Annotated in this window: 18 protein-coding genes; 4 read left to right on the top strand and 14 right to left on the bottom strand. The window is 47.5% G+C overall.

Features of this window, described 5'->3' with window-relative positions; genetic code table 11:
- Nucleotides 1–52: 52 nt before the first annotated feature.
- The 3 genes from groL to CMO31_08030 all read right to left on the bottom strand — a co-directional run bounded on the left by groL (nucleotide 53) and on the right by CMO31_08030 (nucleotide 2,631).
- A complete protein-coding gene (groL, locus tag CMO31_08040) occupies nucleotides 53–1,711 on the bottom strand; it encodes a chaperonin GroEL (protein MAZ53942.1) in 1,659 nt (552 codons plus the stop codon).
- Between the two features lie 13 nt (nucleotides 1,712–1,724).
- The gene (locus CMO31_08035; GenBank protein ID MAZ53941.1) at nucleotides 1,725–2,012 is read right to left on the bottom strand and encodes a co-chaperone GroES; all 288 of its coding nucleotides are present in this window, start codon (nucleotides 2,010–2,012) and stop codon (nucleotides 1,725–1,727) included.
- A 289-nt stretch (nucleotides 2,013–2,301) separates the two neighbouring features.
- Complete coding sequence (locus CMO31_08030) at nucleotides 2,302–2,631, bottom strand: hypothetical protein (protein MAZ53940.1); 330 nt, start codon at nucleotides 2,629–2,631, stop codon at nucleotides 2,302–2,304.
- 78 nt (nucleotides 2,632–2,709) lie between these two features.
- On the opposite strand from CMO31_08030, the gene CMO31_08025 reads away from it, so the two are divergent.
- The 4 genes from CMO31_08025 to CMO31_08010 all read left to right on the top strand — a co-directional run bounded on the left by CMO31_08025 (nucleotide 2,710) and on the right by CMO31_08010 (nucleotide 6,601).
- On the top strand, nucleotides 2,710–3,621 hold the full coding sequence (locus CMO31_08025) for a pseudouridine-5-phosphate glycosidase (protein ID MAZ53939.1): 912 nt from the start codon (nucleotides 2,710–2,712) through the stop codon (nucleotides 3,619–3,621).
- Entirely contained in the window at nucleotides 3,618–4,655 is a 1,038-nt protein-coding gene (locus CMO31_08020; protein ID MAZ53938.1) for a hypothetical protein, read from the top strand. Before CMO31_08025 ends, CMO31_08020 begins: the two co-directional genes overlap by 4 nt.
- A 357-nt stretch (nucleotides 4,656–5,012) precedes the next feature.
- Nucleotides 5,013–5,927: an EamA family transporter gene (locus CMO31_08015; protein MAZ53937.1), complete on the top strand. Its 915-nt coding sequence runs from the start codon at nucleotides 5,013–5,015 to the stop codon at nucleotides 5,925–5,927.
- Between the two features lie 167 nt (nucleotides 5,928–6,094).
- A complete protein-coding gene (locus CMO31_08010) occupies nucleotides 6,095–6,601 on the top strand; it encodes a CarD family transcriptional regulator (protein MAZ53936.1) in 507 nt (168 codons plus the stop codon).
- 116 nt (nucleotides 6,602–6,717) lie between these two features.
- Here CMO31_08010 and CMO31_08005 read toward each other — a convergent pair whose 3' ends face one another.
- The 11 genes from CMO31_08005 to tuf form a co-directional block, all read right to left on the bottom strand.
- Nucleotides 6,718–7,122 carry a resolvase gene (locus CMO31_08005; GenBank protein ID MAZ53935.1) on the bottom strand — a complete coding sequence of 135 codons (405 nt, stop codon included), beginning with the start codon at nucleotides 7,120–7,122 and terminating at the stop codon, nucleotides 6,718–6,720.
- Nucleotides 7,123–7,211: 89 nt separating this feature from the next.
- Complete coding sequence (gene rpoC, locus CMO31_08000; GenBank protein MAZ53934.1) at nucleotides 7,212–11,801, bottom strand: DNA-directed RNA polymerase subunit beta'; 4,590 nt, start codon at nucleotides 11,799–11,801, stop codon at nucleotides 7,212–7,214.
- A 10-nt stretch (nucleotides 11,802–11,811) separates the two neighbouring features.
- On the bottom strand, nucleotides 11,812–15,186 hold the full coding sequence (locus CMO31_07995; GenBank protein ID MAZ53933.1) for a DNA-directed RNA polymerase subunit beta: 3,375 nt from the start codon (nucleotides 15,184–15,186) through the stop codon (nucleotides 11,812–11,814).
- A 394-nt stretch (nucleotides 15,187–15,580) separates the two neighbouring features.
- Nucleotides 15,581–15,973 carry a 50S ribosomal protein L7/L12 gene (locus tag CMO31_07990; GenBank protein MAZ53932.1) on the bottom strand — a complete coding sequence of 131 codons (393 nt, stop codon included), beginning with the start codon at nucleotides 15,971–15,973 and terminating at the stop codon, nucleotides 15,581–15,583.
- 1 nt (nucleotide 15,974) lies between these two features.
- Complete coding sequence (rplJ, locus tag CMO31_07985) at nucleotides 15,975–16,649, bottom strand: 50S ribosomal protein L10 (protein ID MAZ53931.1); 675 nt, start codon at nucleotides 16,647–16,649, stop codon at nucleotides 15,975–15,977.
- A 37-nt stretch (nucleotides 16,650–16,686) separates the two neighbouring features.
- On the bottom strand, nucleotides 16,687–17,370 hold the full coding sequence (locus CMO31_07980; GenBank protein ID MAZ53930.1) for a 50S ribosomal protein L1: 684 nt from the start codon (nucleotides 17,368–17,370) through the stop codon (nucleotides 16,687–16,689).
- Entirely contained in the window at nucleotides 17,363–17,800 is a 438-nt protein-coding gene (gene rplK / locus CMO31_07975) for a 50S ribosomal protein L11 (GenBank protein ID MAZ53929.1), read from the bottom strand. The genes CMO31_07980 and rplK overlap by 8 nt, the downstream gene beginning before the upstream one ends.
- 85 nt (nucleotides 17,801–17,885) lie before the next feature.
- Complete coding sequence (nusG, locus tag CMO31_07970; protein MAZ53928.1) at nucleotides 17,886–18,443, bottom strand: transcription termination/antitermination factor NusG; 558 nt, start codon at nucleotides 18,441–18,443, stop codon at nucleotides 17,886–17,888.
- 31 nt (nucleotides 18,444–18,474) lie between these two features.
- A complete protein-coding gene (locus CMO31_07965; GenBank protein ID MAZ53927.1) occupies nucleotides 18,475–18,654 on the bottom strand; it encodes a preprotein translocase subunit SecE in 180 nt (59 codons plus the stop codon).
- Between the two features lies 1 nt (nucleotide 18,655).
- Nucleotides 18,656–18,820 (bottom strand): 50S ribosomal protein L33, encoded by a 165-nt coding sequence (gene rpmG / locus CMO31_07960; GenBank protein MAZ53926.1) that lies wholly within the window; start codon nucleotides 18,818–18,820, stop codon nucleotides 18,656–18,658.
- Nucleotides 18,821–18,920: 100 nt separating this feature from the next.
- Nucleotides 18,921–20,138: an elongation factor Tu gene (gene tuf / locus CMO31_07955; protein ID MAZ53925.1), complete on the bottom strand. Its 1,218-nt coding sequence runs from the start codon at nucleotides 20,136–20,138 to the stop codon at nucleotides 18,921–18,923.

Raw genomic sequence — 20,138 nt, 5'->3', positions numbered from 1 at the left:
ACATTGTTGTTCGATCCAGAAACCAATACTTTTACTAGTTAATTACGGATGGTCAGAAATCCATGCCGCCCATGCCGCCCATGCCGCCCATGTCAGGTGGACCGCCAGCACCAGCCGGAGGCGCTTCCTTCTCAGGCATATCAGCAATAACCGCCTCGGTAGTAAGCATGAGGCCACCAATCGAGGCGGCGTTCTGCAAAGCAGTACGAGTCACTTTTGCCGGATCGACAATACCCGCAGCGAACATGTCATCTACGTAATCATCGTTGGCAGCATCATAGCCGTAACGCCCATCGTTGGTATTCATGATGGCATTCACTACGACCGATCCTTCCGCACCAGCATTAGCAGCAATTTGGCGTGCTGGCTCCTCAAGTGCTCGCATCAAAATCAACGCACCAGTGCGTTCGTCACCTTCAAGATCATTTGAAACCTTTTCGACAGCATCAAGTACGTGAATAAGGGTAACACCGCCTCCTGCGACAATCCCCTCCTCAACAGCTGATCTTGCTGTCGATAGGGCATCCTCAAAACGATGCTTCTTTTCCTTTAATTCTGTTTCAGTAGCAGCTCCAACACGAATTACGGCTACTCCACCAGCTAGTTTGGCTAGCCGCTCTTGAAGCTTCTCGCGAGCATAATCGCTATCAGTAGTATCTATCTCGGCCTTGATACCCTTAACGCGACTTTCGATCTCACCACTATCACCCTGACCTTCAATGACAGTAGTCTCGTCCTTGGAAATCCGGACTCTCTTGGCGCTACCTAACTGACTTAACGAGACATTCTCAAGTTTGTGACCTAGTTCCTCGCTAATCATTTCGCCACCGGTGACTGAAGCAATGTCCTTGAGCATTTCTTTACGGCGATCACCGAAACCGGGGGCCTTTACAGCAGCAACATTTAACGTTCCGCGTAGACGATTAACCACCAAGGTAGCAAGAGCTTCGCCCTCGAGATCCTCGGCAATGATTAGAAATGGCTTACCAGTCTGTGCAACTTGCTCTAATAACGGTAATAGGTCCTTTAAAGCACTAATCTTCTTTTCGTGGATAAGAATGTACGGATCCTCAAGGATAGCTTCCATGGCGTCCGAATCAGTAATAAAGTAAGGGCTCAAGTACCCTTTATCGAACTGCATTCCATCAACAACATCGAGTTCCGTATCGAGTCCCTTGGACTCTTCAACCGTAATTACTCCATCGCGACCAACTTTATCCATCGCATCAGCAATCAATTCACCGACAGCATGCTCGTTGGCGCTAATCGCAGCAACCTCGGCAACAGCTTTGCTATCCTCCACAGCCTGAGACATACCCTGAATGCTAGTTACTGCCGCCTCAACTGCCTTATCGATTCCCCGTTTCAAAGCAAGTGGATTAGCACCCGCTGCTACATTCCGGAGGCCTTCTCGAACAATAGATTGACCTAACACGGTGGCGGTTGTAGTGCCATCACCAGTGATATCGTTGGTCTTGCTGGCAATCTCGATTAGGAGTTTTGCGCCTACGTTCTCCAAATGATTATTAAGTTCAATATCTTTAGCAACGGTAACCCCATCTTTGGTTATGGTGGGACTACCGAACTTTTTCTCGAGCACTACATTACGGCCCTTCGGGCCGAGAGTAACCTTTACGGCGTTTGCTACAGCGTTAACGCCTCGCTCGAGACTCCGACGGGCTTCTTCCTTAAAAATCAGCTCTTTAGCCATTTGTGCGCTCCTGTTACTGGACGATGGCGTGAATGTCACGCTCAGAGAGAACCATTAGTTCCTTACCCTCAAGACTAACCTCGGTACCACCATATTTGGCGAACACCACGGTGTCTCCTTCGGCAACTTCTAGAGCAACGCGTTCACCACTCTCTAGAACCTTGCCACTACCAACAGCGAGGACCTTCCCACGCTGGCTCTTCTCCTGTGCGGTGTCGGGCAGTACAATACCGCTCGCCGTCGTCTGTGATTCTTCGATCACTTCAACAACGACCTTGTCACCAAGGGGCTTTAGATTCATGTGTCTCCTCCGCAATTTAAGTACCGGATTATAAAACTATTCCGTATGATTCTTAGCAATCCCTAACCAAGAGTGCTAAGGCCACCTATCGTAAGTCGGACGTAAGTGCTATGTCAAGTACCTTGAGTGCTAATCGCTCAGATCCGAAGGACTTGCCTAAACTAACTCGAAGACATTCAGAGAACTATCTAGTTTCCGCATGAAGTTAATTTTTGGCGCTTAAAGAATCAGCTAGACAAGATTGTTTAGACTAAAAACCATTCAGAACCAAAGGAATATTCGGACTTGACTAACCTCTCCGCAAACCAATAATTAAGCCGGGAACAAACGCACCCGCGAAGGTTACGTTGTGAGTCAGAAGTTGAACTAAAGCTTGCCACATTTGCGTAATTGAATCAGCCTCAAGCAAAGGTTTTACGGAATTCTCAATTTCAATCCAACTAATAGCGACAAAATCATAATATGCGAGTATCTGAATAACAATGAAAAGCAATCCGAGAGCAAACACCACTACCTTGCCCAATTTCTTCAGAGCATATCCGGCCGCAAAACCAGCAATAAGGCCAAAGCTCAGCTGCTCGAGATAAGGAGCCACCGTTTGTAAGCTTGGAATCTCCACGGCGGGAGTCTAGCACAGGACCCGCCCGGCGTCATCCTCATTCCAAGCTTGAGGTATCATGAGAGAGTGAATTTCCGGATCGCCAAGAAGGTTAAATTGGCTCAGGATATACGGCAGCCGATAGTCGCTCTCGAGTCCACAGTCCTGACCCATGGACTACCCTCTCCTCAAAACCTTGAACTGGCACATCATATCGAGGAAGTCATACGTAGTGAAGGAGCTGTCCCCGCTACGATCGGCATATCCAAGGGAGAGGCAATAGTGGGAATGGACGAATTCGAGTTAAAAACCCTGGTCAGCGAAAATCCCGCAAAAGCAAGCCTTTGGAACCTCGCGACTCTCTTGGGTCCAAAAAAGTTAACCGCAGGTACCACGGTAGCTACTACCCTGCAGCTAGCTCACCTCAGCGGTATCCAGGTTTTTGCGACAGGTGGAATTGGTGGCGTGCACAAAAATGTGAATGACCAATCGGCCGACCTTGTTGCGCTTTCACGTTTCCCACTCATTACAGTTTGTTCTGGCCCAAAGAGCTTTCTAAATGCCTCGGCCACTCTCGAGCGCCTTGAAAGTCTAGGTGTGCCTACTGTCGGATACCGGTCATCCTATCTTGCCGGTTTTCATGTCCCAGAGACAACACTCCTGCTGCCGTCCCAACTAGACACCCCTAACGAGATAGCTGAAGCGTTTGAGCAACACCTCTCTCTTGGAGGGACCGGATTATTGGTGAGTAATCCAGTTTCAAAAGGCCTATCAAGTGAAGAGTTAAAGATTTACCTGTCAGTCGCCGACAATGAAGCTATCGCATCAGGAATTCGCGCACAAGAAATAACTCCGTTCCTACTTAATCGTCTCGCCGAGCTATCTGAAGGCCGCACCGTCAAAGTAAATTTACAAATACTAGAAGAAAACGCTATTTTAGCTGCCCAGGTCGCGGCTTCCCTAATTAGGTCAACTGTTAATAGGCCTTCAAGGGTGAAAGTTAAATCATGAGCAAAAGTCCGCTTTATGACGAAGATCAAGCTAAAAACCTAAACGAGAGATTACGCTCTGCAAGAGACCGCCAAGGATTAGATTTGGCTGACATTTCAGAGCTAACTAATGTGAGAAAAGAATATCTCTCGGCACTGGAAAATGCTCGTTACGACGATTTGCCAGAAGACGTATACACGCGTAATTTTCTAAAACTTTTTGCGCTCGCTATAGGAGAAAATCCTGATTCACTTCTTAAGCTGTTTGCTGAAGAACGCTCTAAAGCTCAGAAATCTGACCAGGTCGAAAATAACACTGAAGAAATCTATCAGGAAGAATCACTTCGGCGAAGACAACTTAATTTAGGTCCCGTTCTATCCTATTTGCTACTTATTTCTGCTGTAATACTCCTCATTCTTTGGGGTTTCAACGCTTCACTGTTCCAGTCAGAGAAAGAACCCCAAATACCGCCTCAACCGGGACAACTTTTGAACCAAACTGAGGAACCACCTGAGCCTAGAGCCACCCTTAAAGCGCAGCACGAAGAAACGACCGCTATAAGTCTCTTGACTATCGTTACTGATCCCCCAGGAGCAGAAGTGAGTATCGACTCTTTTACTTTAGCCAATATCACGCCCATCAAGGATGCGCCTATTACGGCGTTGTCCTCTAGGCAATTAGTTGTTTCTCTTGATGGCTACCAAGTGTACAAACAGCAGGTTGACTTAAGCTCAGACCGGCGATTAGAAATTGCACTAACCCCAGAATCCTCAGTACAGACACCTACAGTTGGTACTTATACCTCCCCCCAAGACGCCACTATCGTAATAACTATCACCGCAACCACTTGGCTCGAAGTTTTTAAAAGTAGTATGAGAAACGACGGCCAACGACTCGTATACGCCACCGTGGAACCGCCGGCTGAGTTCGAATTTCCACTCCCAGTCTACATTCATGCGGGCAACGGGATTGGTGTACACCTAGCCATTGGAGACGAAGACCTGGGCCCATTAGGAAATCCCGGTGAAGTCTTAGGGCGTTCATTCTCACGCTGAGCAGTATTGGTCTGGCATCTCGCAATTAAACCTTGAACGGCGGTCAACGTAACCATAGAAGCAACCTATTTGACCTGACACGGTCACCACCCCCATCCATCAACACTGTAAAATTAAAGGCTATCTAACCAAATACCGGAGGTTTCAAAAAAACGGGTCAAGAAAGTAACCGGAGTCTTGTACTGATGAAAATTTATAGAGCTACTAACCGAAGCATTTAATTGGGAGTTTAGATGACTTAAGGCCAAAACTATTTTTTCGGCGTTTTACTTGAATTAACAGAAGGAACGGCCCAGTCAAGCCCTCTGAATTGGGATCAAAACATAATAAGATCTCTCCAGGGGTACCATAGTACGTATGCCGGTAACCACCAGTAAGCGAGCATATATAGTTCTAGCCATTGCTATATCGGCAACAAGCTTCGCTGCGATCTTCGTACGCTTAGCCGAAGCCCCAGGATTAGTTGTGGCAGCCTATCGGATGGCGCTCGCTGGACTCGTACTTTTACCATTGACCATACGTAGCTTGAAAATTACTCCACCCACCCGAAGAACCCTCTGGTTGAGCATCTTGGCGGGAATGTTTCTCGGCGCTCATTTCGCTACCTGGATAACTTCTCTATCTTTCACTACCGTTGCGTCAAGTACAATACTGGTTGCCACTACACCCCTATGGATTACGCTAGCGAAATGGTTATTCATGTCATCCCCTCCCTCATCGCTAATAGTAATAGGCATGGTCGTTGCAACCTTAGGAGCAGCCATGATTGGTTTTGGCGATCTCGGTGGAGGAAAATCGCCACTCCTTGGTGACGCACTTGCTTTGGCTGGCGCTATATTCCTAGCCGCCTATTTCTTGCTCGGCCAAGCTTCTCAAAGGAGCGGTCTAGGGTTACAGTCCTATATTGGGATAGCTTACGGCATAGCTGCGGTCTCCCTAATTCCTCTACCAGGAATCATTGGTTTCCCATATTTTGGTTATACATTTGAAACCGTTATCTGGATTAGTTTGCTGGCATTGTTACCCACTCTTATTGGTCATACGGGACTTAATTTTGCCATGAAGCACCTCGACGCTACTTTGGTCGCAACCCTTATTCTCCTCGAACCTGTTGGCGCAACTATCTTGGCATATTTATTCTTTAAAGAAATACCCCCACTCATGACTATACTAGGTGCTTTAGTTATCTTACTGGGCATAACGGTCACCACACAGGTCTCCTCAGCAAGGTCACCTGATGGGACCTGTGAAGAAACTTTTGTCCAAAACTAAATCCGTGCATAAGACAAAAATTTTTGCTATGATTATTGAGTGATTAAGTTTTCGGTCCAACATTTAAGCCGGCCGGAAAAGACAAAATATTTGGTACAGATTAGAGGTAGTTAACCCTAAACTAACCGCCCCCTACCGCGGCGGTTTTTGATTGGAAGGAGAGCGAATTGAAAAATATTCCCAGGAACTTCAAAAACGGTGACCAAGTTGTCCTTCCACCTTATGGCGTTGGCATCGTGTCGGGTACAACCACTAAAACCATTGCCGGTGCGGACCTCCAGTACTACCAGGTAGAATTCCCAAACGGCACCTCTAAAGCTTATGTTCCAGTCAAGTCGCCGCAAGAAGCTGGCTTAAGACCCGCTCTGACTGGCGAAGAGGTTCAAAATGTCCTCGAAAGACTCCAGAATGGACGGATTAACCTGCCGAAACAATGGGCAGCGCGGCATCGAAAAGTTACGGACATCCTCACCAGCGGAGATCCTTATCAGATTGCAACACTTGCAAGTGAGCTACGCCGTTGGGATCTTGAACGTGGCCTACCCGACTTAGATCGCCAGGCATATAGGAGAGCCCTAAGGCTACTTGCTGGAGAAATAAGCGCCGTTATGGAGTTAACCAACGTGGAAGCCAGAGCACTTCTCGAAGCTTCCGAAGACCACGACCTTAACTAAGAATCAATCATCCTCACATTTAAGGTTAGCAGGGAACAATCCGATTATTGTAGGTAATCATCGGCCTTACTGGCCGTATTTATCTGAACAATATAAAGTAACCAACCAGACGAACCTCATCGCTTCAGCTTTTCTGAATTACAGGAACCGGTTAGGTAGCGCCTAGCTATTACACAGGCTGCATAATCATCTATAGGTACGTTAGGAAACCATAACCCGCGCGGAAGAAATCTAACCAACCCTTTAGGAGGGAAATCTTGAAAGTAAAGATTGCGAGCCTCGAATGAGGTGTTAGTTTCATCGCAGATAGTGTAATTGCATCCCTTTTGTTGTAGTATCTCTAGGACTTTTCCGCTACCCGTGCCGTTACCTACTACAACTATCTCCCCACGGCTCAAGCAATAATCACGTAACTCCTCAAGCGTAACTATTTCTCGGTGCTTTATGCTCCCATCTAAGTGCACTAAAGCTATACCAATATTCAAACCAGGATCTATAGCCAGAATCACTTCATCGAGCATAACAATCCCATCGGCTCAACGTCGAGAACGACCAAACCATCATTTGATGGTTTGGTCGTGCTATTCCTTCTGGAATAGGGTTAGCTCGATTAGCTCGATGAATTACTTGCTTCGACTTGTTGTTCTTCACTTGGCGGCTTCTGCGCCGAAACTCGAGCATTCGATTCGGCCTGTCGCTGACGTTCTAGCATTTTTTCATCTGCCACCCGAGTCTCCCGAATTGACTCAAGTCCCGTACCTGCCGGTATCAGGCGCCCCAAGATGACATTTTCCTTTAGGCCGACTAAAATATCCGTCTTTGCGGAAACAGCAGCCTCTGTAAGCACATGAGTAGTGTGTTGAAAGCTAGCAGCTGAAAGCCAAGACTTCGTAGATAGACTTGCTTTCGTAATTCCGAGCAGAATTGGCTTCCAACTCGCTGGCTCATCCCCATTCTCTAGAAGCGTATTATTAGACTCTTCGACGTCAAATTTTTCGACTGTTTGTCCCTCTAGGAATCCACTATCCCCAGGACTTAAAATTTCTACGTATTTGAGCATCTGCCGAACGATGACCTCAATATGCTTGTCATGAACACTTACGCCCTGTCCCCGATAAACTCTTTGTATTTCCTCTACCAGATACCGCTCGACAGCATCAGGTCCCCTGGATTCTAGAAGATCGTGGGGATTTACAGCACCCCGCGTCAATTGATCCCCTGCCTCTACAGAGTCGCCGTCACGTACAAGAAGACGTACATTGCGATCGATGCGATAAGACTTGTCAAAATCTCCATCTTCGCTAGTTACTGTGAGTCTTATACGATCGTCATCCTCCTCCGTAGTAACCACGCCATCCAAATCGGATATAACCGCCCGAACCTTAGGCTTACGAGCCTCAACCAACTCAATAACCCGGGGTAAACCTTGGGTAATATCGCTACCAGTAGCAATACCACCAGTATGGAAAGTTCGCATTGTTAACTGTGTACCTGGTTCACCAATAGATTCAGCAGCAATCACGCCAACCGCTTCCCCAAGACCCACATCACGCATTGTGGACATATCCATACCGTAACAAGTGCGACATACTCCCGCCCGAGTTTGACAAGTAAGAGGGCTACGTATATCTATTGTGGTCACATCTGGGTGCTCAACAAGTCGTTGATGAATCATATTGACATCAACCTTGCTAAGAAGTTTATTTGCCGACAGACTTACATCGCCTATCTGAAAGTCCGACGCTAAATATCGACCGTAAAGACTCATCTCAATCTGGGACAAAGTACGAAGACGTGAATCTGTCGTATACAAATCTATGGAGATGGATTCCGCAGTATTGCAATCTTGTTCGCGCACCACAAGCTCGTGTGCCACGTCGACAAGCTTCCTAGTCAAGTAACCAGAATCCGCTGTCCTGAGAGCAGTATCCGCGCCACCCTTTCGAGCCCCATGCGTAGAAATAAAATACTCTAGTACATCAAGGCCTTCACGGAAATTTGCTCTAATTGGCAACTCAATAGTCTCACCGGAAGGCTTGGCCATTAAGCCACGCATTCCAGCCAATTGTTTGATCTGCTGAGGGTTCCCTCGAGCACCAGATTGGGCCATGACAAAAAGAGGGTTGAAAGGCAGGTTCTCCTCAAAATTATCGAACACCGCCTCTTTAACACTCTCCGTTGTGTCGTTCCAAAGGCGTACTACTTGCTGAAACCGTTCTTGCGGAGTCACAAAACCACGATCAAAAGCAACATTGATCCGATCAAGTTTATCCTGAGCTTCCTCTAGTAGTGCCCGTTTAGCCTCTGGTATAGAGACATCGTCGATACCGATAGTTATTCCGCTAGTAGTTGATAGCGCAAATCCAGATTCCTTTAAGCCATCAAGTAGTTTAGCAGTCCGGTCAATCCCTAGCATCTCGAAGGAATCAGTTACAAGATCCCGTAAGGCGGTCCGTTCGTAAGCTACGTCATACCTTATCATCGAGGCAGGTAATTCTTCCCCATCCTCAGCAACCGTTTCCCTAACTAATCTTGCAAAATACATACGCCCTGGACTTGTATGTATCATTTCGCCATTAATTCTCACAGAAACTACATCCTGCATGTCAATTTCATGGCGATCAGCAGCCAAAAGAGCCTCATCGACTGAGCTGAATCGGTACTTAAGCCTGCCTATACTAGTCTCGTTTCCCTCAACTGTTATGGAAGAATTGAGGTCTAATTTACCATCATCAAAGTCTTTAAAGGCTGTGGTAATTTTCTTGTATTTTTTGCCAACACCTTTACGGCCGTTGTGCACTTGAGTAAGTACAAAAAGCCCAAGAATAATATCCCGGCTAGCAGACACATTGGGACTTCCATGAGCAGGGGATAACAAATTATGGGAACTGAGCATTAGAAGACGGGCTTCAGACTGAGCGTATACAGATAGAGGGACGTGAATAGCCATTTGATCGCCATCAAAATCGGCATTAAAAGCTTCGCAAACCAATGGGTGCAGCTGAATAGCCTGACCCTCCACCAAAACTGGCTCAAAAGCTTGGATCCCAAGGCGGTGAAGTGTAGGAGCTCGGTTTAAAAGAACCACACGGTCCTGAATAACCTCTTCAAGTGTGTCCCAAATTTCGTCCCTAGTGTCTCTATACCGTTCCAGCAACTTCCTCGCACTCTTAATGTTGCTTACAATTCCTCGTTCTTCAAGCTTCTTGAAAAGAAAGGGTTTAAACAATTCCAGGGCCATACGTTTCGGCACACCACACTGGTGCAATTGCAATTGCGGTCCAACTACTATGACGCTTCGTCCAGAGTAGTCCACTCTTTTGCCCAATAAGTTTTGTCGGAAACGCCCTTGCTTACCCCCAAGAAGATCAGTAAGTGATCTTAAGGGCCTATCACTACCTGGGTGAACAACTGCCGAACCACGACGGCCATTATCAATTAAGGCATCGACAGCCTCTTGCAGCATCCGTTTTTCGTTTCTGATGATCATCTCAGGAGCACCCTGCGAAATCAGTTTTTTCAAACGGTTATTACGATTTATCAGCCGACGATAGAGATCATTAAGGTCACTGGTAGCGAAACGACCACCTTCCACCTGAACCATAGGTCGTAAATTTGGTGGCATGATAGGAACCGCATCGAGAACCATCCAGGAAGGGTTATTATCAGACCGTAGAAAATGGCGCACGATTTCCAGCCTTTTACGAGCTTTTGCCCTTTTATGGCGACTGGGACTAGACATTTCCTCAACAAGCTCCGCCTCAAGCTCCTTAAGGTCTAGGGTCTCCAGGAGCTCCTTAACCGCATCGGCCCCCATCTTAGCTTCAAAGTCGTAGCTTTCAATAACACGAACCTGTTTACGGATAAGATCAATCTCCACTCGACCTGATATACCAGTCTTGACCCCACCCTCATCTGCAAGTTCATCACCAGGCTTCACACGATCTCCGTTAACTACGATTGGCTCATCCTTATAGGAATACACTTGAGCTCTCGACACCATTATGCTAGCCGGCTCAAATTGGCGAACAACGCCGTCAGCAGCTGCGACTATTTCCTGAGCGGCATCAATGGCACCCACAACTTTTTGTCCTTCAGCGACACGCGAACCATCGCCAACCAACACGTGCATAGTGGGATTAATTTCGTGTACTTCAGTACGGTCCCATTCGACTCGCATATTAACCGTGGTAATTTTGCTTTTAGTCTTATTACTCAGGACTTGGGCGGAAACCTCACTTGGCATCGTAATCGTACTATCCTTGTCGCCTCGAGCTAACTCTATTCCCTTTTCGACAAACTCACCATCGCCAACACTTAGCTCTAAACCAGTAGGGATAAGAAAGCTTTCTAACAACTCATCCTCATCCGGATCCCGCAGATTAAGTACACCTCCATCACTGCCAATAGGCAGTAATTCAACAACACCTTCGCAGGAAGATTTTAAACTTAGGTCTTTCTCGAGTTCAGCAAAGGGCTGGCCCCCTTTGTAGCTCTCCTCTTCAATCCAGGAGGATTTCGGTACCTCAAATCGAATCTCTCTAGATTCAGAATAATCGAAAGAGATCTTACGCACGAATCGATATTGCGCCACTCCATCCAGCTTTGATTTCACACCATTTGCAAGATGTTGTCCAGCTGCTACTGTCTCACCATCCGCAACAACAGCGTCTTCACCCTGCTGCACGCTATAAGTTTCTATGTGACCATTCCTAAGCCTACGGTACTCATCATCGGTAAGAAGGTCACCGCGACGCAAAGGTTTACCTTCTTTGAAGGCTCCCTCTGGCTCAGTAACTATGTACTTAGCGAAATACAAAACCTGTTCTAGTTGGTTCGTTGAAAGATTCAACAAAGAACCTACCTTGCTAGGAATATCTTTGACATACCAGATGTGTGTGCAAGGAGTCGCTAGCTCAATGTGCCCCATTCGGTAACGTCGAACCGTAGATTTAGTGACTTCTACCCCACAACGCTCACAATGCTTACTCGCGAAACGCTGCCCCCGATACTTTCCACAAGCACATTCCCAATCCCTTTCAGGGCCGAAAACTCGCTCATCGAACAAACCGTCTCGTTCTGGTTTAAGTGTTCGGTAGTTAATAGTTTCGGGCTTAGTAATCTCCCCATAGCTCCAATTACGAATACGCTCAGGTGACGCAATCGAAATCTGCACTCGGGAGAATTCTCTGTCATTCATAAGAAACCCCTTACCACTGACGTCCGGACTCGTCAAAAATTGTTACAGCCTTTTCAGCTTCATCAAGTACCTTGACGTCAAGGCCAAGGGAGTGGAGCTCCTTTACCAATACCTTAAACGACTCGGGAATCGTGGGCTCGAGCACGTCATTACCCTTAACAATCGCTTCATAAGCAGCGTTCCTACCATCAATATCATCAGATTTGATAGTAAGCATCTCCTGCAACGTATAAGCAGCCCCATGGGCTTGCAAAGCCCAACACTCCATTTCCCCCAACCTTTGGCCACCAAATTGGGCCTTACCTCCTAGAGGCTGTTGCGTAATAAGAGAGTAGGGCCCTGTCGAGCGGGCATGCATCTTATCCTCCACCATATGGTAGAGCTTCATCACGTACATGATGCCGACGACTATAGGTGCATCAATTACCTCACCAGTACGCCCATCATACAGAACAGCTTTGCCAGCTTTTAATAGGGCTTTCTGAGCCTCATCAGGATCAAGATCGTCAGGAATAATTCCTAACTTAGCTGAGCGACGAAGTACTTCTAGTTGTCGCTTATCAGGTTCGTACCCTGACTTGTTTTTCTCCAAAATATCGTTGTCGGCTGCTTCCCCCAATAACGATTTAATGTTCTCCTCACCTGCACCGTCAAAAACTGGTGTCACAAATGAAACACCATGCTTATAAGCAGCTAAACCAAGATGCGTTTCAAGTATTTGACCGAGATTCATCCTTGAAGGCACTCCTAAAGGGTTGAAAACAAGATCAACAGGAGTTCCGTCTTCCAAATAAGGCATATCCTCTGGTGGAAGGATCTTAGCAACTACCCCCTTGTTACCATGACGATTAGCTAACTTGTCTCCCTCAATCAGCCGACGTTTTTGGGCAATATACACGCGAACCATCTCCTGAACCCCAGGTTTCAGTTCAACGCCATCGTCACCCCTATTAAAACGTACTGTGCGAAGCACTACACCTCCATCGCCAGGAGGCACCCTAAGGGATGTGTCCTTTACCTCACGTGCCTTTTCGCCAAATATCGACCGTAGCAACCGTTCTTCAGGAGTCGGATCTTTTTCACCTTTAAAGCTCGTATGCCCAACGAGGATATCTCCTTGTTTTACCTCGGCCCCAATACGCACAACTCCGTCCTCATCAAGATCCCTCAAGGCAGCCTCAGAGAGCCCCGGGATATCACGGGTTACTTTCTCAGGTCCGAGTTTGGTATCACGAGCTTCTTTCTCGAATTTCTCTATATGAATCGAAGTATAGACGTCAGTACGAACAAGTTTTTCCGAAAGCACAATAGCGTCTTCAAAATTGTAACCATCGAAGGGCATTATTGCGATCAGAATATTCTGTCCGAGAGCAAGCCTTCCATTCTGGGAAGCAGGACCATCGGCTATTACCTGTCCGGCCTCGACCTTTTCGCCAAGAGAAACAATTGGATGTTGATCAAGATTAGTATTCTGATTTGAACGCTGAAACCGCACAAGCGGGTACGTCTTCTCGACCTTTTGGGAACTTTCAATAACTATTCTATTAGCGTCAACATAAGTTACTGTCCCAGATTCTTCTGTAACCAGTACTGTCCCCGAATCTCGAGAAACTCGCTCCTCTACCCCAGTACCTACATAAGGAGCATCGGCCTTGACTAGGGGGACAGCTTGTGACTGCATATTCGAACCCATGAGGGCCCGGTTGGCATCATCATGCTCAAGAAATGGAATCAGCGCCGTCGGAACAGATATTATCTGCTTAGGCGAAACATCCATGTAATCAACCTCAGCCGGATCCACAAATACCGGATCTCCTAAGCTACGAGCGACTATTGAATCGGCCGAAAAAGATCCCCCTTCTCCAACGGGAGTATTTGCTTGGGCGATGATGTAGTCGTCCTCAGTATGTGCCGTCATGTAAACTACGTCGTCCGTAACTTTGCCTTTTGCCACCTTACGGTACGGAGCTTCAATAAATCCGAGCCCATTAACCTGGGCATAAGACGCCAATGAAGTTATTAGTCCAATATTAGCTCCCTCAGGAGTTTCGATGGGACATATGCGACCATAGTGCGTCCTATGAACATCCCGCACGTCGAACCCTGCCCGTTCTCTGGTCAAACCACCTGGCCCGAGAGCCGAAATACGGCGTTTGTGTCTCAATTCTGAAAGCGGGTTAACTTGATCTTTAAACTGGCTCAGCTGACTCCGACCAAAAAATTCCCTTAAGGCAGCAACAATAGGCCGGTTATTAACAAGTTTTTGAGGGGTGGCTGCGTCAGGGTTGCCTAGTAACATACGTTCTCGAACCCCTCGTGCCATGCGGCCAAGACCTACTCTAATTTGGTCGCCTACTAATTCTCCAACTGTTCTTATACGACGGTTCCCCAAGTGATCTATATCGTCTTCTCGATAACCGTCCTCACCGGCTTGAAGTTTTACAAGGTACTGGATTGTCGGTAATAAACCGTAATCGACGAACTTCCCATCCTCATACCCAAGCAACGTACCCACTTCATGGTCAAGGCCAAGCTTAGAATTTACCTTAAAACGTCCTGAATCGCCTAAATCGTAGCGTCGCGGATCAGCAAGAAGGCTCGAAAGGTAATTCGCAGCTTTGTCTACCTTCGGAGGATCGCCGGGTCTCAATACCGTGAATAACCTCAACAAGGCCTCGTCAGACGTAATGCCGGCAGCCCCTTCACTCTCAAATGTAGGCGTAACCAAGTCCTCGTTACCTGAAAACAAGTTAAGGATTTGGTCATCACTGTAGCCGAGAACACGCAGGATGAGCGTGAATGGGAATTTGCGTTTATTAACTTTCATCCAAAGTACATCTGAATTATCAAACTCGATCTCTATCCAAGGACCACGTTTCGGCATTGGAATAACGCTTGCAGTAAGACCCCGATTAGGGCCCTTCAAAGACGAGGTAAAGTACACGCCTGGAGACCGATGTATCTGCGAAACAATAACTCGATCTGCACCATTGATAACGAAAGAGCCGTCATCGGTCATTAGCGGCAAATCACCAAGAAACACCTGATCCTCTTTGATCAAACCAGTATCTTTGTGGACGAGCTGGAGCTTTGCAAAAAGACCCGTGTGGTAGCTCAAATCCTTTTCTCTACATTCTTCGGGAGAATATTCAGGTTCTTGGAGAGTGTACTCTAAAAAATCAAGAACCAGACCCGTCTGTCGCCCTCGTTCGGTTTCATCGATCGGAAAAACCTCTTTGAAGGCCGCTTGAAGACCGGTTTCTTGCCTTTCAGGCGCAATAACGCCATGTTGAAGAAACTGCTGATAAGACGAAATTTGGATATTGGTCAAATTCGGCAGGTCTATGACCTCGCGAATGCTACCGAAAGCCCGGATTTCGCGCATCTTCACCCCTTATTCACTTCTTGTATAAACCCCACGCGCCTTTCACGGCAACGTCAACCTAGACATCTGTTCCGCAGGGACTTTCTTCACTTAGCATCCTATACCCCTCAATGCCGTCGATTAGAATTACGCTAACTAATCCCTGCAACCTAGATACCTTCACCTATACGTAGTACGTTTGGCACCACTCCGTCCCAAATTGATAATTCTGTGCTTAGCTAGCAAGTAAAGGATTGCACCTTGATTTGCGCAGCTCTCCATTTTCCTCCCCAGATACGATCAACACGTAAAGCTATTTGGTAACGACAGCCTACCATTAAACCTAATGCCAAAGGTGGTGGCCGTATTCTAGGTTACGGTGACTTGGTGCCTCTCTAGTCTCGTGAAAATGCTGTTATTTTACTTCGACAGAAGCACCAGCTTCCTCGAGTTTAGTCTTGATTTCTTCCGCCTCTTCCTTGGGAACGTCTTCCCGCACCACGCCATTAGACTCCACGAGTTCTTTAGCTTCTTTAAGGCCCAGTCCCGAAACAACTTCCCGAACAGCCTTAATAACCTGCAATTTCTTCTCACCTGCACTAGTTATACTTACCGTAAATTCAGTCTGCTCCTCGGCGCCGACTCCTGCATCAGCATCTCCGCCGGGAACTGCCATCATGGCGCCGGCTGGCATTGCCGCTGCAGCTTCAACACCCCACTTATCCTTCAATGTATCCAGCAAATCCACAAGTTCTAACACTGTCAAGCCACTCAATTGTTCAACCATTCCATCTTTATCGAAAGCCATTTCAATTCTCCTTAATTTTTTCTGAGTAATTTTGTAAAACAGAGACCAAATTGCGCGACGGTCCTTCTAGTACTCCAACAAGTTGCTGCATAGGGGCCTGCAGAAGGCCAATTATTTGGCTCAATAGTTGTTCTCTTCCAGGTAGCTCAGCGATGCGATTTATGGCCTCGCTCGCTACCACAGTGCCTTCAAGTAATCCTCCTTTAGGAAACGGCAGGTCGAGGAGGTGTTCGTCAGCAAAGTCTACCAATGCCTTTGCAGGACCAACTGGATCGTCACCCACAACAACCAAAGCGGTAGGCCCTTTAAGTATGTCTTGGAATCCATCCACTCCTTGGTCCTGAAGAACTACGTTGATGAGTCGATTTTTAGCTACAAGCATCCTTCCGCCAGCAGCACGAATCTTCGTCCTAAGAACATTGATTTCCTCGGCACCCAGTCCCTGATAATCAACCAAAAAGAAGGTTTTCGCCTCAGCGAGAACACTTTTGAGCATCTCGACCGATGCCACATTTTTGGGGTTAGTCATCGCCGCCTTTCCTCTTACTAAAGAACTTAAGTTCCTTCCTAGGAACAACCACGAAGCAGAATGAAACGCCTCGGCAGGATCTTTAAGCCTGGTCCGGCCCCTGCTGTCTCCAACGCCTTCAAGGTGCTCTTGGTGAATCCCGACCAAAAGGGAAGGTCACCTTTACACACCGGTGTTACTCAATTCAAACTGTCACCCTAACACTAGGGCCCATTGTAGATGATACATAGGCGGTTCGAAGGAAAATACCGCGAGATCCTTCCGGCTTGACAGCCTCAAGCGCGGTTCTTAAAGTCTCCAGGTTCTCGGCAAGCTTTTCGGGTGCAAAGCTGGCTTTGCCTATTGCCGCATGTACCACACCGGTCTTATCGCTACGAAACTCAATACGACCTGCCTTAAGTTGGCCAACGATTTCGCCTACATTAGTGCCAACTGTACCAGATTTCGGGTTAGGAAGCAGCCCGCGGGGACCAAGAATCCGTCCAAGTTTGCTACCAATCTGACCCATCATGTTTGGTGTGGCGACAACAGCGTCGAACTCCATCCAGCCGCTTAATATTTTCTCGATAATTTCCTCGCCACCAGCCATATCAGCACCAGCCTCTTCAGCATCAGCAACCTGTTCAGCTTGTACGATCGCCAAAACCCTAATTGTCTTTCCAGTTCCGTGTGGCAATGAAACCGTACCGCGAACACTTTGTTCGGATTTCGTTGGATCAATACCAAGCCGGAAATGAACCTCGACGGTCTCATCAAATTTGGCCGTGGCAAGCTCCTTAACTAATTCAGCTGCCTCAGACGCAGAATATGTCCTGTTCCGGTCGACTTTTTCTTGCAAGCTTAGGTAACGCTTTCCCTGCCTAGGCATCTGGTGTACCCTCTACTACTACTCCCATTGAACGGGCTGTACCTGCAATAATCCTGGCAGCTGCTACCTCGTCATTGGCGTTGAGGTCCTCAATCTTCAACTTACCGATCTCTATGCACTGATCCCAAGCCAATGTGGCCACTTTCTCTCGATTCGGCTCACCAGATCCTTTAGGTATACCTGCGGCTTTACGAATCAAATAGCTTGCCGGAGGAGTCTTAGTAACAAAACTAAATGAACGGTCAGCATAAACGGTAATTTCAACCGGAATTATAGCATCACCTTGGGATGCTGTGGCAGCGTTATACTCTTTTACGAATTGCATGATGTTTGCACCATACTGCCCTAATGCAGGGCCTACCGGAGGGGCAGGGGTAGCCCCACCTGCTTGCAGCTGCAACTTTATCAATCCTTCGATCTTCTTAGCCATTGTTCCTCCTTATTAGCTCCCCCTAGCCAAGACAGTCTGCTTGGTGGGGTTCAATCGCCATTTACCCAAGCCAATGGGCAAACTGTTATGTACGCAAGACCTGCGCGAAATCCAGTTCAACAGGTGTTTCTCGACCGAAGATCGAGACTAACACTTTTACCTTACCCCGCTCAGGATTAACCTCAGAAACAACTCCAGTAAAATCGGCGAATGGCCCTGCAGTCACCTGTACCATATCGCCAAGAGTAAAAGAAATTTTCACTTTTGGAGTTTCTTTTGATCCGGTAATTCCTAGAGAAGCCAGCATGCGCTCTTCCTCATCCCGAGTAAGCGGCACAGCGTGAGTAGCTGTACCCACAAATCCCGTCACTCCCGGGGTGTACCGCACAACCTCCCACGACTCGTTTGGTTCGTCAGGATTGTCGCCAAGGTCCATCTGAACAAATATATACCCGGGAAAAATTTTCCGATCGACAATCTCCCTTTTGCCGCCACCAGCATGCTCAACTGTCTCTTCGGTCGGTACGACCACTTGGTATATATGGTCAACTATCCCGAGAGATTTGGCACGATTCAGGATGTTTTGCTTGACCTTTTCCTCATGCCCAACATAGGTGTGAATTGCATACCACTCTATACTCATTATTCTCTCTAACTCCCCCGATTAGGGAATTTCAGGTGATCAAGCCGATAAGGCTACCAAGAGTTTTATCTGCAACCAGCAGAAATGCCACTGTCAAAAGTACAAAAACTAGGGTTGCCTGGGTAGACTGGAATACCTCACTCCTAGTCGGCCAAGTAACTCGACCTAACTCAGCTCGCGAGTTACGAAGATAATTGATCACTCGATTCATCTCAGACCTTGACCTCCCGATGAAGAGTATGCTTTCTATCCCAGCGACAATATTTCCGAAGCTCAAGTTTACCTTGAGTATTGCGTCGATTTTTGTTTGTCGCGTAGTTGCGACGCTTGCATTCTGAACACTCAAGCAACAGCTTGATCCGAACGTCACTTGCCATGGCGTCCTCCCAATCCAGTCATGATAGCAGACTAAGCACCTTGCGAGTCCTTCCCGTTAAGAAAGTACAGTCACCAAACTAAAACTAAGGCCTTGCAGGATTATTTGGTGACTTGTGTCACGACACCCGCACCAACGGTACGACCACCCTCGCGGATAGCAAACCGCAAGCCTTCCTCCATAGCTATCGGCTTAATCAAACTCACCATCAGCTCCACATTATCCCCAGGCATAACCATCTCCACATCATCCGGTAACGTCACAACACCTGTAACATCAGTCGTCCGAAAGTAAAACTGTGGACGATACCCAGAAAAGAACGCGCTATGCCGACCACCTTCTGCCTTGGCTAAAACATACACGCTACCTTTAAACTCAGTGTGAGGTGTAATAGAACCGGGCTTCGCTAAAACCTGACCTCGATCAATCTCTTCCCGAGCTATACCTCGAAGCAACACACCAACATTATCCCCGGCTAAACCCTGATTCAGGGTCTTCCGGTGCATCTCAACACCTGTCACCACGCTAGTAGTAGTCTCTTTTAGGCCGACTATCTCTACTTCTTCGCCAGTGTTAACTGTTCCCCGCTCCACGCGGCCAGTGGCCACCGTCCCACGACCAGTAATCGTGAACACGTCCTCTACGGGTAGCAGGAACGGCTTGTCAACATCCCGCTCAGGCGTAGGTATATAACTGTCAATAGCATCTAGAAGCTGCCAAATCCTGTCGACCCACTCATCTTCTCCGCGTTGTGCATTTGGGTTAGCGTCCAAAGCTTCTAACGCTTTCAAAGCACTACCCTTCACCACTGGAATATCATCCCCAGGAAACTCGTATTCGGACAACATATCCCGCACTTCCATCTCTACGAGTTCAAGTAACTCTTCGTCATCAACCATGTCTTCCTTGTTCATAAATACTACGATGTAAGGTACGCCCACTTGTCGCGCAAGCAGAATATGCTCCCTAGTTTGTGGCATGGGCCCATCGGCCGCATTAACCACTAGAACAGCACCATCCATTTGCGCAGCACCCGTGATCATATTCTTAATGTAATCCGCGTGCCCAGGGCAATCAACATGACTATAATGACGATCAGGAGTTTGGTATTCAACGTGGGCAGTATTAATAGTGATCCCCCGTGCTTTCTCCTCCGGAGCCTTATCAATCTGATCGTAACTCTGGGTTTCGATACTAGGATCCGCTGCCGCGGCAGTAAACGTAATCGCCGCCGTAAGGGTCGTCTTTCCATGATCAACGTGCCCGATCGTTCCAACGTTCACGTGAGGTTTGGTACGCTCAAACTCAACCTTAGCCAT

Source organism: Trueperaceae bacterium (assembly GCA_002707365.1).
Taxonomy (GTDB): Bacteria; Deinococcota; Deinococci; order Deinococcales; family Trueperaceae; genus UBA6957.
This window is presented reverse-complemented; position numbering and strand designations above follow the sequence as displayed.